The 16,665-nt window shown below is 70.3% G+C and carries 10 protein-coding genes and 3 pseudogenes; 8 read left to right on the top strand and 5 right to left on the bottom strand.

From position 1 onward, the window contains the following. Position 1: 1 nt before the first annotated feature. Positions 2 to 891, top strand: a pseudogene (locus ACIP8Z_RS09015) (sulfatase-like hydrolase/transferase); the annotation flags it as partial. A 171-nt stretch (positions 892 to 1,062) separates the two neighbouring features. On the opposite strand, the pseudogene ACIP8Z_RS09010 reads toward ACIP8Z_RS09015, so the two are convergent. After that, positions 1,063 to 1,226 (bottom strand): annotated as a pseudogene (locus ACIP8Z_RS09010) (IS481 family transposase); the annotation flags it as partial. A gap of 272 nt (positions 1,227 to 1,498) precedes the next feature. Between ACIP8Z_RS09010 and ACIP8Z_RS09005 the strand changes: the two are divergent. Further along, positions 1,499 to 2,932: a hypothetical protein gene (locus ACIP8Z_RS09005; protein WP_402080607.1), complete on the top strand. Its 1,434-nt coding sequence runs from the start codon at positions 1,499 to 1,501 to the stop codon at positions 2,930 to 2,932. Positions 2,933 to 4,465: 1,533 nt separating this feature from the next. On the opposite strand, the gene ACIP8Z_RS09000 is transcribed toward ACIP8Z_RS09005, so the two are convergent. Beyond that, a complete protein-coding gene (locus ACIP8Z_RS09000; RefSeq protein WP_402080604.1) occupies positions 4,466 to 5,074 on the bottom strand; it encodes a DM13 domain-containing protein in 609 nt (202 codons plus the stop codon). A 518-nt stretch (positions 5,075 to 5,592) separates the two neighbouring features. Between ACIP8Z_RS09000 and ACIP8Z_RS08995 the strand changes: the two genes are divergently transcribed. Further along, complete coding sequence (locus ACIP8Z_RS08995) at positions 5,593 to 5,715, top strand: hypothetical protein (RefSeq protein WP_402080602.1); 123 nt, start codon at positions 5,593 to 5,595, stop codon at positions 5,713 to 5,715. A 380-nt stretch (positions 5,716 to 6,095) separates the two neighbouring features. Then, complete coding sequence (locus tag ACIP8Z_RS08990; protein ID WP_402080853.1) at positions 6,096 to 7,988, top strand: NAD-binding protein; 1,893 nt, start codon at positions 6,096 to 6,098, stop codon at positions 7,986 to 7,988. A 952-nt stretch (positions 7,989 to 8,940) separates the two neighbouring features. Here the strand turns inward: ACIP8Z_RS08990 and ACIP8Z_RS08985 are convergent. Continuing rightward, positions 8,941 to 9,462: a hypothetical protein gene (locus ACIP8Z_RS08985; protein WP_402080599.1), complete on the bottom strand. Its 522-nt coding sequence runs from the start codon at positions 9,460 to 9,462 to the stop codon at positions 8,941 to 8,943. A gap of 248 nt (positions 9,463 to 9,710) precedes the next feature. After that, positions 9,711 to 9,968, bottom strand: a complete 258-nt coding sequence (locus ACIP8Z_RS08980; protein WP_402080596.1) for a hypothetical protein — start codon at positions 9,966 to 9,968, stop codon at positions 9,711 to 9,713. 295 nt (positions 9,969 to 10,263) lie between these two features. Between ACIP8Z_RS08980 and ACIP8Z_RS08975 the strand changes: the two genes are divergently transcribed. From ACIP8Z_RS08975 to ACIP8Z_RS08965, 3 genes and pseudogenes are all read left to right on the top strand, one after another. After that, complete coding sequence (locus tag ACIP8Z_RS08975; RefSeq protein ID WP_402080593.1) at positions 10,264 to 11,040, top strand: hypothetical protein; 777 nt, start codon at positions 10,264 to 10,266, stop codon at positions 11,038 to 11,040. A gap of 102 nt (positions 11,041 to 11,142) precedes the next feature. After that, a pseudogene (locus ACIP8Z_RS08970) lies at positions 11,143 to 11,445 on the top strand (hypothetical protein); the annotation flags it as partial. 848 nt (positions 11,446 to 12,293) lie between these two features. Then, entirely contained in the window at positions 12,294 to 13,688 is a 1,395-nt protein-coding gene (locus tag ACIP8Z_RS08965; protein WP_402080591.1) for an aspartate ammonia-lyase, read from the top strand. Between the two features lie 281 nt (positions 13,689 to 13,969). Here ACIP8Z_RS08965 and ACIP8Z_RS08960 read toward each other — a convergent pair whose 3' ends face one another. Beyond that, positions 13,970 to 15,397: a pre-peptidase C-terminal domain-containing protein gene (locus ACIP8Z_RS08960; protein ID WP_402080589.1), complete on the bottom strand. Its 1,428-nt coding sequence runs from the start codon at positions 15,395 to 15,397 to the stop codon at positions 13,970 to 13,972. 318 nt (positions 15,398 to 15,715) lie between these two features. On the opposite strand from ACIP8Z_RS08960, the gene ACIP8Z_RS08955 reads away from it, so the two are divergent. Beyond that, entirely contained in the window at positions 15,716 to 16,663 is a 948-nt protein-coding gene (locus ACIP8Z_RS08955) for an ABC transporter substrate-binding protein (RefSeq protein WP_402080587.1), read from the top strand. Positions 16,664 to 16,665 lie beyond the last annotated feature (2 nt).

Raw genomic sequence — 16,665 nt, 5'->3', positions numbered from 1 at the left:
CCTGTCCGCCCGTCCCGGGCCATGGGTCTCCGTTCGGGCGGTTGCGGCGCGCGATCCGCCGTGCGGGGAACAGGGGGGCAGGCGTACTCGGAGTCCCGTACGCGGTCCCGCCTTCGGCGCCCGGCGGTTCCGGCAACCCCAGCCCGTGCGGGCCTCCTACGCCGGGTCGTCGACCTGCTCCCCGACCCGGCTCAGCCTCTACACCGGCCGCTACCCCGGGCGGATCGGGGCAGGACTGGACGAGCCGATCCTCGAGGACGCCACCGCAGGTCTGGAGCCGACCCACCCCACCCTCGCCTCGCTGCTGCGCGACAGCGGCCATGCGACCGCGGTGATCGGCGAGTGGCAATGCGGTTTCCTGCCCGACCACTCGCCGACGAGGTCGGGCTGGGACGAGTTCTTCGGGAACCTCGCCGGGGCGCTGGAGTACTACTCCAAGCTCACCAGCAACGGGCGTACGACCTCTACGAGGGTGAAGTCCCCTACAAGGACCTGCGGTACTGGACGAGGATCCTCACCGAACGCGCGAGCCAGTACATCGAGCGCCGGCACGAGAAGCCGTGGCTGCTCAACCTCAACTCCACCACCCCGCACTGGACTTGGACCGCCGAAGGGGACACGGAGGAGGCCGCCCGGCTGGAGAAGGCCGTCAGGTCGGGCAACACCAGCGCCGCCCGTCTCGCCCTCGTGCACCTGGACGGCGGTTCCCTGGACAAGTACCGGCAGATGGTCGAGGGCCTGGACCGCTCGGTCGGCGAGGTCCTCAAGTCGCTGCGGCGCTCCGGGCAGGAGCGCGACACGATCGCCGTCTTCGCCAGCGACAACGGCGGCGAACGCTCCTCCCACAACTGGCCGTTCAACGGCGCCAAGTCCTCTCTCCAGGAGGCGGGGCGGCATAGAACGCACTCGTCAACGGCCGCGACCAGCTTTTCTACCTCAGCCAGGCCCCCAGCGAGTGGGCCGACCACGCCGCCCGGCAGCCCGCACTGCTCGCCGAACTCAGGGCCGCCCTGGGAGAAGACCAACGCCGGCCTGCTTCCCTGTCCCACGCCGGCCTAGGTCGTATTGACCCGCAGCGTTGTCGACGCGGCTGATGGGCGGGTGTCCGTTGTGTGCGTAGGCCAGCGGTGGTGGTTGCAAGTGTGGAGGAAGCCTGCCAACGCTTCGGTCCGCTCGTTGCTGGAGGTGTAGGGCCGCAGGTCGGCCCACTCGTCGAGGAGGGCCCGTACCCTCGGGAGCGCGGTCGGGAGGTGGCTGAGTTGCCTTCCGTACCGTGAGACAGGGGTTGTGCGGCGGGATGCCAGGGCTGGATCATGGGTGCATGACCCGTCACGCACACCTGAGCCGTCGGCTTGATGTCGACCTGGCCCGTGCGTGTTCGGCGATCTGTCGCCGCGCTTGTTGAGCGCGGTGCCTCCTGCCCGGGTGTTTCCGGGCCGTTTCTCGTCCTGCCGGGCGGAGTGCACCTCTGTGTCCACACTCCTCTGACGGGACCCCCATGCGCCTGCGCACTCGCGCTGCCGTGCTCTCTACGGCTGCCCTCCTGCTGACCGCCCTCACCCCGGCGCATGCCGCCGACTCGTACGGCCCCCTGCCGCCCGCCAACCCGTTCGCGGGCCCGGTCGGCACGGCCACCATGCACGGGGACACCGGATCCTCCGACGCCACCCCGCTGCCGGGGCCGGGTGCGGGCAGCATCCGGTCGAACCGGACGGCGTTGCAGTCCGCCTGCCCGACCGTGCTGGTCGGGGCGGACGGCTACCCGGTCGCGCTCTGCACGGAGATCTTCGGGTTGGCCCCTACGGTCCACCTGCTAGACCCGGCGACCAGTGAGTCGGTGGCCGAACTGACGCTGGCCAAGGGGTCATTGCTCGGGGGTGTGTACGCCTACCTGGACGACCGGGACCGGCTGGTCGCGGTGGACGGCAACCGGGACCTGCTGCGGATCGGGCACCGTCGCACCGCCTCCGGCGGCTGGGAGCTGTACGTCGACTCCCGGCTGTCGCTGGCCGGAGCGGTGCCGGAGGGGGACGCCGTCACCGGGCTGTCGCCGGACTGGCAGGGCCGGGTCTGGTTCGCCACCGGCGCGGGGGTGGTCGGCACCGCCGACGACCGCAACGGCGTGGTCCGGACCCTCGCACTGCCGGCCGGTGAGCGGGTGTCCAACTCGATCTCCACCGCGCCGGAGGGGACGGCGGTGGCCACCACGCACGCCACCTACCTGCTGACCGCGGCGGCGGACGGCACGCCGCAGGTGAGCTGGCGTCAGGCGTACGACCGGGGCCCGGCGCGCAAGCCGGGCCAGCTGAGCTGGGGGACCGGCTCCACTCCGACCTTCTTCGGGCCGACCAACGGCACCGACTACGTGACCGTTGTCGACAACGCCGCGCCGACGGTGAACCTGCTGGTCTACCGCACCGACACGGGTCAGCAGGTCTGCTCGGTGCCGGTGCTCAAGGCGGGTGGCAGCGGCAGCGAGAACTCCCCCGTGGCAGTCGGCAATTCGATCTTCGTGGCGAGCACCTACGGCTACCCGTACCCGAAGCTGCCGGACGACGCCGGCCCGAGCGTGCCCGCCTCCGACAGCTACCGGGGCGGCCTGAGCCGGGTGGACGTCCGGGCCGACGGTTCGGGCTGCGACCTGAAGTGGGACAACAAGACCAGGTCGGCCGCGGTGCCGAGGCTGTCCACCGCGGACGGGCTGCTCCGTACGGTGCTGCGCAACCCGGTGATTCCCGGCACCAACAGCACCTCGGTGCTTGACCCGTACTCGTACGCCGAGATCGACCCGGCCACCGGGCGGACGGTGCGGACGGCCTACCTCGGGGCGGGCTTCGTCTTCGACACGCTCCAGATGGTGGGTAGCATCGCGCCGGGCCGGGTGGTGCTGCAGGGCACCACGACGGGCGTGCTGCGGATCACCGCCGAGTAGGGCGTGTCCCCTTGGTGTGTCGAGGTCCGGCTTCTGGCCGCCTTCTGGGTCCGGCTGATGTCCAGCCACGGGGAGATGAGGACGGTGCGGCCAGGTCGGTGACGGCCGGCACTCACTTGGGCCGCGGGTCGCCAGCGGGGCGGGGGTGCTTCAAGGTCCCGGTGATCGCGTCGCTTCCGCAGATGCGCCGTGTCGTGTTCTCGGGGCGCTCGTGCTGGTCACGGGCGACTGTCTGAGTAGTGGATCGTCCGTCAGCGCGGTCGGGGCCTGCGTCGAAAGGCGGTCGACGGGATCATCTCGTGCAGGCGATCATGCGTAGGTGTCGCCGATCGAAGCCGCAACCGATGACCTGCAAGACCTCGCCTAGCCGACAGGTTCGGACCTTCCCGAGGGAGTCGCGGAGGTGTGGCTTGGGGCCCGAACGTCACGCTCTCGTCGGTCCGGGATGCGAACGCGTACCGGATTGGCGATCACGTCTGGTGCACGGCATGGGCCACGTGGTTGCTCAGCGGGCACGTTGCTCTCAGCCGGACGCTCGACATCGCGGAGGTGGGCTGCGCCTGGGAGGCACGAGTACTCGTCTCGCTGACGGACTCGGCTTCGCCCCTCAACATCCCGCGGAGCAAAGCACCATGAGCCGTCACCGCCCAGGAGGCTGACAACCTCCCCGAGGTGGACGTCCTCCTGCCGCACTACATCACGGAGTTGGATGACCGGATCAGGCGCAACCGCATGAGTCGAAGTGTGCGGCGTTGTCTTGACCAGGCCAGGCCAGGACCCCGGAGGAAGCGCTCGAAATGATGAGGGGCGTCGCGCGCCTCAGCTCAATGCCGCTTCCGACAGCGGAGGCTGAGGGCTGGGCCGAGCCTGAGGAGGACTGGGTAGCTGAGTACTGCGTGGCGCCGGGGCTCTTCGTGGCAGCGCAGTATGTCCCTCGAGCCGCGGTGCCGCGTATGCGCGGCGAAGGCGCGGGCGCACACGAGGGACGCTGCGGGTAGGCGTCGATCAGTTGGCGTCGTCCCTGGAGCACGTCCTGCACCTGGTTCGGCCTCGCCTGATGTTGGTCAAGGTCACCGTGGCCTCGGCCCCGCACCTACAGCGGCAGCGCCACTGGCCGGTGGTCTTTCCGGGATAGGCCTCCAGGGGCTCGAACCCGGCCTCTCGAACCTCGTCGGCGGCCTTCGAAGGGTCGGTTCGGCCGCCGACACGGGGGCACTTCGTACACCCCGTCGTTCCTGACCGGACGAAGGACAGACGCGACATCACCGATTACATCGACCAGGTCCTCGGGGCCGCCCAGATTCGTGCCGCCCACGGGTCTTCGGCTACCCGATGGGTTCCCCGCCCGACAGGTAGCGCGCAAGGCCTGTCTGTGCTCGCGCACGGCGTGAACTGCTTTCACGCGCCCGCGTCGACCTTGATCAGCTGCTCGGCACCGTGCGGGCCGCCCTCCACGCGCTCACCGCGGCGGAAGTGTGAGGGAGCCCCCGGGGCGCATCGCGTCGCGGGTCAGCTCCCGGGGATTCCGGCCGGTCAGACGCGGGCGAGGGCGGCGGCTCCGAAGGAGACGTCGAACCGGTCGCACCAGATGCTGACGCTCGGGTACTTCGACCAGTCGACGTCTGCGGGCAGGGGATAGTTCTGGTCGCCCTTGTTTCCTTTGAGCTTGGCGAGGCTGACGTACTGGCCGTCGTCGAAGACTCCCCACCCGGCCTTGCCCTCCTTGACCGGCGCGTCGCTCAACCAGACGCGCAGATCGGGGCCGTTGCTCGTGTCGAGTCCTTCCAGCCGGAGCGTGTGGGCGCCGTCGGCGAGACGGACCACCTTCACCGTGCCGGTGGTCGCGTGCTCATGGCTGATGAACGTGCCCTGCGCGACCGTGACCGGCCCGGCGGGCGGCGCGGTCACCGAAGCCGAAGGGCCCGATTCCGTCGGCGGTGTGCCGGCGGGTGGTGTCGTGGACCGCGCGACCGCGGAGGGCAGCGCCTCATGGACCGTCTCGTCCACCCACAGAGCCCACGGCTTGAACCACGCCAACCCTGCCGCCACAGCCACTACGGCAGCGGCCACCAGGCCCGCCCACGGCTTCCCGCTCCGGCCCCGTTCCACTGGCACTCTCCCGTTTCTGCTTGCCGTCACCATCTGACCGTCATCCAACGCTGCTTGGCGCCTACGGGGAAGAACCCGGCGGATGACGAAAGTCTTACCCTTCCTTGGCCCGCCTCACATGCGGCGGAGTACCGCCGTGCCTCCCGGCACCCCGGCCAGGGCCAGCCCCGCAGGGCCGAGAAACCCCCACAGGGGCGGCCGTGCCACGAGCTTGCGTGCCGCGCGGGCTCGCCGACAGGTCAACGACGCGTCGGCCGTCCCGTGAGGCAGGCCGTGAGCGGCACCAGGCACGGCCCCGTACGCGCCACTCTCCACAAGACACGGGCTCAGCCCTCCTTGTGGCAGATGCGGGCCACGAGGAGAGCCGCAAGACCTGCCCAGAGCAAGTGCGTTGGGCCGGACAGATGCCAGCACAAGGCGCTCAGCACCGCGGCCGTGATGAGGAGCACGAAAAGTGCTCGCCCACTCCGGAGAAGCACCCGCTCCGGAGCGCCGTCCTCACCGTCGACGCCTGCACGCCGGCTGTTCCGGGCGCCTACACCTTCGTACTGATGGTGGTCATGCACGACCGGGACGAACTCCGCGGTACCTTCCTCGCGCTCTGGACTCCGGCGGCCGTAGGAGTCGGCGCCTTCCTGAGCCGTCGGCCGCTGCTCCACCGCACCCGACGATGAGCCGCCACTCGGCACCGCACCACGACGACCACGAGCGAGGACAGCGAGGGGCTGGCATGTCATCGCGGAACGCCAGGCGCGACTTCCTGGAGAGCCCCGCCGGGATGGGCTTGTACCTCTTGTGGTCGGGCTGGACTGCGGCAAGCAGCGGCACCCCGACCTGGGTGCGGATCGGCTCCGGCGCCCTCGCCGCCGTATGCCTCGTCCTGCTGGTACGAACCCTGATCTCCCGTCATCACAGACGGCACGCGAGGCACACCGGGGCAGGAACGACCGACACTTGACCCGCCCGCGTGATCAGGCGGGTCCATCTCGACATCGGGGGAATCATGATCGCGCTACCGCACCAGGACGCCGGAGTTCCACGGGACAGCGGCCACATGGTGGTCTGCGGCGACGACGGGCTCGCGCACCGACTCGCCGACGAGCTGCGAGACGTCTACCGCCAACGGGTCGTTCTCGTCGCTCCCGGCGACCAGGTCGAGGATCGGGCGGGCGAGCAGCCCGCCGTGCAGTCCCGTGCGGCGCGGCTCCTGCGCCGGTCCGGCGGACCCGCCACCGAGGACACGCTCGGCAGCGCGCCCCCGCCGCTGCATGACGTCGTGTCATCCGCGCCGACCGAGGAGACGCTGCTGAGGGCCGGCGTCGACCGGGCTGCGGCCCTCGCCCTGCTCTACGAGGATGACGAGACCAACCTCCGCGCCGCGCTCGCCGCCCGCCGTCTCAGCCCGGGCCTGCGGCTCGTGGTCCGCATGTACAACCGCAAGCTGGGGCAGCAGCTGGAGGAACTCCTCGACCAGGCGGCCCTCTTGACCGCACCCGGAACCGACCGCGCGCTTCTCGACGCCTCCACCACCGTCCTGTCCGACGCCGACACCGCGGCCCCCGCGCTCGCCGCCACCGCCGTCGCCGGGACGAGCAAGATCGTCCAGGCCGACGGCGTCCTCCTGCGGGCCGCCGAACGCACCCCGCCCGGACGCGGCGAGGTACCCGACCCCGGCCTGTGCACCCTGGCCCTGCTGTCGTCCACCACCACCGACCCGGCGGGCACCGAGGGCTCGGAGGCCAGCGGCCCCCAGGGCCCCCTCCTCCTGCCCGACGACCGGGCCGTGGCGAGCGCCGCCGGACGGGGCAGCGTCGTCCTGGAGACCGTCCGATACGCCGGTCCCGCCCTGTCCGCCCGGCGGATGGCCCGCCGGGGTGCGCCGCTGCGCGAGCTCTTCTCCAGCCGCCTGCGCTGGGCGCTCACCGGAATCGTCGTCTCCGTCCTCGTGCTGACGCTCACCACGATGCTGCTCACCGACGCCGATCCCGTGCATGCCGCGTACATCACGCTGCTCGACCTGTTCTCCATCAACGACCCGGCGATCGGCGCGCCGGTCACCCACCAGGTTCTCCAGCTCCTGACCGGCCTCGTCGGCCTCGCTCTCCTTCCTCTCCTGGTCGCCGGGGCACTGGAGGCGCTGGGCACCTTCCGCGCCGCCGGAGCTCTACGGCGGCCGCCCCGCGGCCTATCGGGCCACGTCGTCCTCCTCGGCCTGGGCAAGATCGGAACCCGGGTCCTCGCCCGGCTGCGGGAACTCGACATCCCGGTCGTGTGCGTCGAGGAGGATCCCGACGCCCGCGGCATCCCGCTCGCCCGCGGCCTGCGCATCCCCGTCGTCCTCGGCGACGTCACCGAGGACGGCGTCCTGGAGGCCGCCAAGACCCACCGGGCACACGCCCTGCTCGCCCTCACCAGCTCCGACACCACGAACCTGGAGGCCGCGCTCTACGCCCGTACGGTCAAGTCAGATCTGCGAGTGGCCCTGCGCCTGTACGACGACGACTTCGCCACCGCCGTCTACCGCACCCTGCGCGCGGCACACCCCGACGCCCTCACGCGCAGCCGAAGCGTCACCCACCTCGCCGCACCCGCCTTCGCCGGAGCCATGATGGGCCGCCAGATCCTCGGCGCCATCCCCGTCGAACGCAGGGTCCTGCTCTTCGCCGCCCTCCTCGTGGCCGGCCACCCCCAGCTGGAGGGCCACACCGTCGCCGACGCCTTCCGACCCGGCGCATGGCGCGTCCTCGCCCTCGACACCGCCGCCCCCACGACTCGCCGCCCCGACCTCGCCTCCTCATATCAGGCAGGTGACGAACCTCAGCTCCTGTGGGAGCTGCACCCCGGCTACGTCCTTCATCCCGAGGACCGCGTCGTCATCGCCGCCACCCGCCGCGGCCTCGCCGAGCTCCTGAGCACCTCACGCCAGCCCCGAACCGCCATGCCGTAGCCAAGAGCTGCCGTGGTCTCCCACTGAGCCGCACCGCCGCACCCCGGCCGGGCACTCGTACGCACCACGCGCCGTCTCACCCGGCCAGGAACTTCACCGAACCGAAACGACCGGAGCGGTGGGGAGCGAACTCATGAGCGTCACCCACGCCATGAACATGAACACCAACACGGTCCACGCCTTCTGGACCTACGAGACTCCCGACGGCCGGGTGGGCGAACTGCACACCGGCACCCTCGAAGAACTCTGAGGGCAACCGACGGTGAGCGGCCGGACTGCGGGCGCGGTCCCGGCCGCTCACCCGCTTGGCACACGAATCCCCCGGCGCCCGTGCCCCCTTGCGTCCGCCCCCCACGCCCTAAGCCGCGGACCGTGTTCGAGCGCGCCGCGATGTACCGCCGTCATCGGCGACTTGCCGTCCGCCCACACCCGATCGGGGCGGACGCGTGGCCGGCCCGGACCGATGGGGCACGCGGACCTTCTCCAGCGCCGGTTCCCATCGCGGCGAGTCGCCGCGCTGCCCGGCCGTGATCACGATCGTGGGTTTCTGGCCCTGCTCAACGGTCAGGTGCAGCTTGGTGGTGACCCCGCCGCGTGAGCGACCCAGTCCGTGATCATCGGGCTCGGTGAACACATCGCCCGGCGGTTCCTTCTGCCTCGCCGGTCGGTGTCTCCAGCTCCAGCGCGTCCGCGATACCGCTTTAGTGCGGTGCGAACGTTGAGTCGCCCGCCGTCAGCAGCGATGACAGCAGCGCGAAGCGGCGAAGGACAACGGCGCCGCCCGGCAGGACAAGACACGGCGCCGGACCCGGATCGTGCCGCGCCGACGGCCGCGACCCGCTCGGCCTGGGCAGGACGATCAGCCTGATGATGACCGAGCGCGGCCTGGTCGCCCGGGCCGCCGGCGGCAAGGGGCATCGGGCATCCGAGCCCGCGACCGGCCCGACGACTCCTATCCGGCCGGCTGCAATGCCCAGTAGTGCGGTTCGATGGGGGCGTGCCTCACCACGATCCGGCCGTTCACGCCGGGATCGTCCACGATCTTTCCGAACGAGGGGGAGAAGTCGCCGGGTGTGTGCTCGATGTCGGCCCACACCACGCTGCCGGGCCCGTCGGAGCCGTAGGAGACGGTCCACTCGGCGTACCTGTCACCGCAGTCGGTGACCGACACGCCGTGGTACGACGTCACCTTCAGGCAGGTGCGCGGGTTCGAGCCCGGCGGGGAGATTTCCATCATTCCGTCGGGGCGTCGCAGCACCTGCCAGTTCGCCGAGGTGGACGCGGTCTCCGCGCAGTCGCCCAGCGACACCACGCCGACACTCGCGTGCGACTTGGGCCAGACCAGACACTTGCCGTCCGTGAGAGCCGCGAACCGGTAGACCCCGTCGACGAGCGGGGCGGCGTGGGCGGGTTGCGCGAGTGCCGCGGTGGCCGCGAGCGCGGCGGCCGTGACCGCGATGACGCGTGAACGCATGCGTGAGACTCCTCGAACAGCCGTGGTCGATCCGATCGCACGGCAAAGACGCGGTGGAGAGCAGCTGCCGCCGGAGACGGCGGCGACACTGATCCTGGAACACCGGTTCCGACGGCACCGGCTTGCGGCGGCCGCTGTCACTCGTCTGGCCGATCCGTGTCATCCGATGGCATGGCGGTTCGGGATGCGGTCTCGCCGCCCAGAACTTCGTGATCACTTTCAGGGGGCTGGACGCCGCCCTGTGGGCGTCAGGCCGTCAGGCCCGCCACGTTCAACGTATAGGCCGTCAGGGGGATCGCGGAAGCGGGGTTCAAGGCGTGGCCGTCCGGGGGAGCCATCACCTTCATCGTCTCCTCTGCCGCGCCGATGAACAGCGCCGGGCGCAGTACGGTGGTGCCCCTGCGGCCGCGCGCGGTGCTGTGGACGACATGAGGCCGACGGACGGTGGTGCCCGGCGTCGAAGGGCCGACCGACCAGGTAGCGGAGGCGGCAACGGTTGTCTCCACCGCCGTGAACAGGGTCGGTGGACAGGAAGCATCCGGTCGTGGGGTTGTAGAAGCGGGCGCCCACGGGAACGAGGCCGGTGAGGGCTTTGGAGTGTTGTCCGGCGCCGAGCCAGCCCGGCTCGGCCCGCCCTCGACCAGACCTACCTGCTGACCTTCGACCTTGACCAACACATAGGAGCACCCCCGCTGGGAGCTCATACGGGTGAACCGGTCCTTCAACGCCGTCCGGCCGAGCCCTGAAGCCCTACGGTGTGGCCTCGACTGACAGGACGGATACGCAGGAGACGTACTGCACATGGTCACCATCCCCGGCGCGCGGCGCCGGTCCCGCCCTCGTTCCATCTGCCGTACGCGAGCGGGGGTCGTGGGTCTCATGATGATGGCCGGGGTACTGCAGCCCTTGGCCACGGCTGCTCCCGCCCACGCCCTTGAGACGCGGACCTACAGCACGCCGGGAAGCTACACCGTCACGGTGCCCGGCGACGTGACCTATATCGCGGTGAGCCTGACCGGCGGGGGCGGCGGGGGCGGCGGCGTTGGATCCGGCCCCGCGTTCGGGGACGGCGCGGCCCAGCCAGGCGGCGGTGGCGGTGGCGGAGGAGCGAATTCCTCCTGCTTCCTGCCCGTCAAGCCCGGCGACAGGATCACCATCACCGTCGCCGCGGGCGGCGCCGGCGGGCCGGCCAGTGGCTTGGACCGAGACGGCGCATCCGGTGGGAACTCCGCCGTCACGGTCAACGACACAGCCGGCGGCGCCAGTGCGCAGGGCGGCGCCGGCGGGCACCACAGCGCGAACGTCTTTCCCGGCACCGGAGGCGCGGGAGGCGATCGCGGAATGAGCTGGTGCGCCGGCAGCTTCGCCAACCTCTACACGGGGCAGGCAGGCGCCGCAGCGAATGCCGATACCCGAGCGGGAGGCACCGGCGGCGCACCCGGGGTCGTTCCGCCCAGCAGCTGCGGAGCCGGTGCGGGCAGCGGCGGAGCGGGCGGATCGGGCTCCGCGAACGGCCTTGCCCACCAGCACACCGAAAGCCTCCCCGGCGCGGACGGTTGTGTCGTCCTGACCTACTGACACGTCCCGGTGCCCGTCGCGTTGGCATCGAGCCGGTGACCACCGCCACCGCGTGGGCCGTAGGCCAGGCCCGAGGCCCTGTTGATCTGGTCCCGGATCAAAGGCCGCAGCGGCATGCACGCCGACGGCGCCGGCAGCGGCACCCACCCCTTCCCAGGGCCGCTCGGGCGCGATTCGGAGGTCCTCAGCGCGAAGATCGCCGCCGTCGGCGGCGAGTGCGCCACCGGCACCTTCGACTCCGGCGGCCGGCTCGTCACCGTGTGCGGCACCTTCAGCGGCTTCCTGCTGAAGCTGTTCGACCCGCGCACCCTGGACACCCTCGCCGAGTACAAGCTGCCGCAGCGCTCCTCCACCGTCGAGGGCATCACCCGCCTCGACTTCGAGAAGACCTTCCAGAAGTCCTCGCCCCTCAATGCGCTGACCTGCACGAATAGCCGCTTGAGGCGTGCTGAACTGCGACTTTGCAGCTTTCAAGGGCTTTCCTGATGATGCCGTCTTACGCGGTCGATTCTCCCCAGCCACTCCCCAAGGGAGCTCCATCCCCCCGGATCCTCCCCAGCCGCAGCGTCCCGTGACGCCGTTCCTGTCGGCGAGAGACCTCAGCCGGGGTGCGGGAAGTGATGACGCACCGTACTGCTGGAGGGGGCGCGACCGGCCCACCGTGTCGCGCTGCAAAGGTTTTGTCTTCGGGAGGCCTCGGGTCACGTTGCGAGGAGAGCGACACGACGAAGGCGCTGTGGTGCAGAGGCCCCAGGGTGATGGCCGTACCCATCACCATCAGGTCGAGGACCATCGGATCTGATCCGTAGCTCTCGGGGTCAGGAGGCGCCCGGTCCGTGAAGGAGGGACCGGTCGTCCGAGATCAGCACCAACCACGTGTTCACCTCGGCGAACGTGATGCTGCCGGGGCTGGCCGCGCCGGCACTGCACCTGCCGGCCGGTACGGCTGGAAGCACCGGTACCCCGAAGACGAAACTGTGCTTCCGGTGCCCCGGGCGGAGGAAGCGCTGTCCCGCCCGGCAGGTGCAGATGCCGGGTGGTCGGCCGGTCGTGCCAGGAGGGCGTGACCGTGTTGAGGGGCGGCTGTTGTGTACCGCCCTGCTCGTCGGCGTTCCCTGCGTCCGCCCTTTCCTTGTCGACGGGCATCCTTCGGAAGTAACGTGCATTCCATATGGCGCTCATTGGCGCTTGAGTGTAATGATCGGTACTAGGGGGCAGGGTGTGCTGCCCCAGAGAGACCGGAGGCCGCGACAGTGAGTTCGCAGCGCACAGAGCACGACCTGATCGGTGACCGCCTGATTCCGGAAGACGTCTACTACGGCATCCACACGCTGCGCGCTCGCGACAACTTCCCGCTCACCGGCATTGCCCTGTCGGCGCATCCCGAGCTGGTGGAGGCGCTCGCGGCGGTCAAGGCGGCCGCCGCCGCGGCGCACCGGGATCTCGGCGTGCTCACCTCGGAACAGGCGGACGCCGTCATCCGGGCGTGCGAGGAGATTCGTGAGGGACGGCTCCACGACCAGTTCGTGGTCGACGTGTTCCAGGGCGGGGCCGGCACGTCGGCGAACATGAACGCCAACGAGGTCATCGCGAACCGCGCGCTGGAGCTGCTCGACCGCGAGCGTGGCGCCTACGGCCACCTGCACCCCAACGACGACGTCAACCGTTCGCAGAGCACCAACGACGCCTTCCCGACCGCGGTCAAGCTCGCCCTGCACGCGGCCGCGGGCCGGCTCCTCGACGGCATGAGCGAGCTGGCCGGGGCCTTCACGGAGCGCGGCGGCACGTTCGCGAAGACGGTGAAGCTCGGCAGGACGCAGCTCCAGGACGCGGTGCCGATGACCCTTGGACAGGAGTTCGACACCTTCGCGCTCACTGTCCGAGACGACGCCGAAGTGATCACCCGGGCCTCGGGCGTCCTGCTCGAGGTCAATCTGGGCGGGACGGCCATCGGGACCGGCCTCAACGCGGAGGCGGGATTCGCCCAGGCGGTGATACCGCACCTGGCCGCGATCACCGGCCTCCCCGTGCGCCCGGCCCGCAACCTGATCGAGGGCACGCAGGGCATGGGCGGTTTCCTCCAGCTCTCCAGCGCGCTGAAGCAGTACGCGGTCCGGCTGGCGAAGATCTGTAACGACCTGCGACTGCTGTGCTCCGGCCCCAGAGCGGGCCTGGGCGAGATCAGGCTGCCCGCCCTCCAGGCCGGTTCCAGCATCATGCCCGGCAAGGTCAATCCCGTCATCCCGGAGGCAGTGAACCAGGTGTGCTTCGAGGTGATCGGTGTCGACGCCTCCGTCTGCGCGGCGGCCCAGGCCGGCCAGCTCCAACTCAACGCCTTCGAGCCGCTGATCGTGCACCTGCTGCTCAACTCCATGAACCGCCTCGACGCGGCGAGCCGCCTGCTGGCCGAGCGGTGTGTCCAGGGCATCGAGGCGAACGAGCAGCACCTCCGCGAGCTGGTCGAAGGCTCCGCGAGTCTCGCCACGGCCCTCAATCCCGTCATCGGCTACCAGCGTGCGACCGAGCTGGCGCAGGAGAGCCTCGACACCGGCCTGTCCGTGAGGGAACTCGCCAGGCACCGGGGACTGCTCCCCGAGGAGGAACTGGAAGCGCGCCTCGACCCGTGGACCCTGGCCCATCCCTGCTGACCGGCGACGCGGAAGGAGGCCCGCCCCAACCTGTCGAGAAGGGGTGGCGCCTGGTGCCCGGTCGACAAGGGGCGGCCCCTCCGGGTGGGCCCCGTCAGGTTCCGCCCTGCCCGTGTCAGGGGCGCCCCGCCTCACTGTGCCGGTGACCGGAGACCCCGCCTCCCCGCCCCGCGCGCCGCGCAGAACGGTGGTCCTGACCGGCAGTCGCCTGCCGGTCGGGGCCACCGTGCGTCCTTGAGGAGTGCAGAGCTGGGTGCGGCGTGCGGTGCCGCAGGGAGGGGTCAGATCTTGGTCACGCCGCAGCTGTAGGAGGTCGTTCCCGAGCCGGCGTATGCCTCCAGCTCCAGGTAGTACGTGCCGGCGCCCGCGGCGGTGCGGGTGAACGAGACCGACTCGTCCGAGCCCGCGCCGTTGTTGACGGAGCGCTCGAGCGTGCTGCCGGCCGAGTCGAGCCAGTACAGGTCGGCGTCGTAGGCGCTGGGCACGGCGCAGTTCACCGAGGCGGTCTGGCCGGAGTTCAGGCTGACCTTGAAGTAGTCGCGGTCGGTCGCGGACTTCATGGAGCCCGTGACGGTTCCGGGCGACGCGAGCGTCGTGGCGTCGTTGGCGGCGTCCCGGGTGTCGTTCGGCTCGGTCTCCGCCAGCGTGCTGCCGCCCTGGCTGCCGCAGTTCGTCTGGGGGGTGCCGGTGTAGAGGTTGGCGTCGGCGACTCCGTTGTTCACGCTGCGGAGGTAGTAGCCGCAGGTGGGCCGGTTCTTGAAGTCGAAGGTCGAGCCCGGCGTCAAGCGCCAGATCTTGAACCCGGAGTACGTCAGGGGCTTGCGGTCCACGGCCTGCTCGGGCTGGTGGTCGGCGAGGACGACGTAGGCGTCCTTGCCGTACTGCGTGGCCGTGCCGTTGCGGTCGAGGTACAGCGAGCCGCCGCCCTCCTCGACGCCGACGCCCCAGGCCGCGCCGCCGGGGGCGAGACCGTCCTTCACCGCACGGGCGAGGAAGGACATGGTGCGGCCCATCCGGTCACGGGTCACGAAGTGGGAGTCGTTGATGACGCCGGCGTAGTTCGGCCACTGGAACATGCCGGTGGTGAAGCTGATGTACCGGTCGTAGGGGTTGGCGAGCGCTTCGGCGCTGGTGACGCTGCCGTTGCAGGCGTCGTAGACGATGGGGCTGTTGATGTGGTGGCCGGCGCTGCCGCCGCCGGATCCGCCGCCCTTGGCGACGACCGACTCGACGGAGGCCTCCAGCGCGGTGCCCTTCCACGCGGAGTACCTGCACTGGTCGCCGCCGGCGAAGTAGACGAACTCGGCGTTGCGGACGTCGGTGTTGACCTGGCTGTTGTTGCCGTCGGCGGCGGCGGTGAGCGTCCAGGTCGTACAGGAGTTCACGCCCGTCAGGGTCATGACCGTGTCGCACTCGGGCGTCGCGCTTCCCGAGGTCGGCGCCGAGCCCGCGAGGACGACCACGTCCATCGTTCCCGTGCCGCCGGTGATGTCGTTGACGGCCCGGCCCATGGAGGCGGGGATGACGGCTCCGGCGCCGTTCATGGTGAAGGCCGGCCCGTTCCAGGACGTGCGGCTGACGTCCGAGGTGGCGCCGAGACGGATCCTGCTCGCGCTGGCGTGGGCGGGCTCCTGGGCGGTGAGCGTGAGGGCGACCGACAGCAGCGCGACCGCTGCGGCGGTGGTACCGAGGGACAGGCGTGACGACACGGGGGCTCCTGAGGGAGGGGAAGGGGTGCCTCGTCGGTCGGCTGGATGTCACTTGGCCGAGAACCGACGGGATTGGTAGCGGAACATACAAGTCATCGCCTCTGACGGGAAGATGTACGGTGACTTTGCTGTGTCGTGACCGTCCTGAGGTCATGAATCTGCAGTAAGAAGCCCCACGAGTGCGGGAAAGTGGCCGCGTTACGTGAACGTAACGTGAAGTACATCTAGTCAATCCACGCATTGATCTGTAACTTCACTGATGTGCGGCTGACGGCTGGAATCCGTCGGCAGAGTTCCCCCTTGAGAGGTTCCACCGCGATGAACGCTCGCCTTGCCCACCGCGTCGTAGCCACCACCCTGGCGGCCACGACCCTCGCCACGCTCTCCGCCTGCGGAGGCGGTGACGACACCGCCGCGGCAGTCGGCGGAAAGGTCGTCGTCGCCGGCGTGGAGATCAAGAAGGATCAGGCGCTCCACGACCTGCTTCCGGCCAGAATCAAGAAAGCCGGTAGCGTCCGGGTGGCGACCGATGTGCCCTACCCGCCGTTCGAGATGTTCGTGAAGGAGGGCGAGAGCACCCTCACAGGTCTGGACTACGACCTGGGCCAGGCGCTCGGCGCGAAGCTCGGCGTCACGTTCGCGTTCACGCCGCAGAAGTTCGACGGGATCGTCCCGGCCATCCAGGCCGGCAAGTTCGACGCGGCGATGTCGGCGATCACGGACAACAAGGAGCGTCAGAAGGTCGTCGACTTCGTCGACTACTCCCGGTCCGGCTCCGGCGTCCTGGTCGCCGACGGCAACCCCGCCGAGATCACCACTCTGGACGACCTGTGCGGCAAGAAGGTCGCCGTCCAGGCCGCGACCCATCAGCTCGACCTGCTGAAGACCCATCAGGACGCCTGCGGAAAGGCGGGTAAGGGGAAGATTGACATCCAGACCTTCCCCAAGGACTCCGACGCCCAGCTCGCCCTGCGCTCCGGCAAGGTCGTCGCCCAGGTCCTGACCAAGCCCGCCGCCGGCTGGGTCGCCAAGACCGCCGACGCCGGCAAGGCCTTCGACCTGGTAGAGGACCCGGCCGCGTCCGGCGGCTACGACGCCACTCCCAACGGCATCGCGATCAGCAAGCAGCTGCCCGAGCTGACGGACGCGATCCAGAAGGCGCTGCAGTCCCTGATCGACGAGGGCACCCTCCTGAGGATCTACAACAAGTACGGCGTCGGCTCCATCCTCGTGGAGGAAGCCACCAAGAACGCGTCGGTGGACTGAGC

The sequence above is a fragment of the Streptomyces sp. NPDC088553 genome, assembly GCF_044752965.1.
Taxonomy (GTDB): domain Bacteria; phylum Actinomycetota; class Actinomycetes; order Streptomycetales; family Streptomycetaceae; genus Streptomyces.
Note: the sequence above shows the minus strand (reverse complement) of the source record. Positions and strands in the feature narration are given on the sequence as shown.

What these genes read in the sequence shown, in the direction of transcription:
- ACIP8Z_RS09005 (WP_402080607.1), top strand. Translation starts at nt 1,499, where the DNA reads ATGCGCCTGCGCACTCGCGCTGCCGTGCTCTCTACGGCTGCCCTCCTG.
- ACIP8Z_RS09000 (WP_402080604.1), bottom strand. Translation starts at nt 5,074, where the DNA reads ATGGTGACGGCAAGCAGAAACGGGAGAGTGCCAGTGGAACGGGGCCGG.
- ACIP8Z_RS08995 (WP_402080602.1), top strand. Translation starts at nt 5,593, where the DNA reads ATGGTGGTCATGCACGACCGGGACGAACTCCGCGGTACCTTCCTCGCG.
- ACIP8Z_RS08990 (WP_402080853.1), top strand. Translation starts at nt 6,096, where the DNA reads ATGGTGGTCTGCGGCGACGACGGGCTCGCGCACCGACTCGCCGACGAG.
- ACIP8Z_RS08985 (WP_402080599.1), bottom strand. Translation starts at nt 9,462, where the DNA reads ATGCGTTCACGCGTCATCGCGGTCACGGCCGCCGCGCTCGCGGCCACC.
- ACIP8Z_RS08975 (WP_402080593.1), top strand. Translation starts at nt 10,264, where the DNA reads ATGGTCACCATCCCCGGCGCGCGGCGCCGGTCCCGCCCTCGTTCCATC.
- ACIP8Z_RS08955 (WP_402080587.1), top strand. Translation starts at nt 15,716, where the DNA reads ATGAACGCTCGCCTTGCCCACCGCGTCGTAGCCACCACCCTGGCGGCC.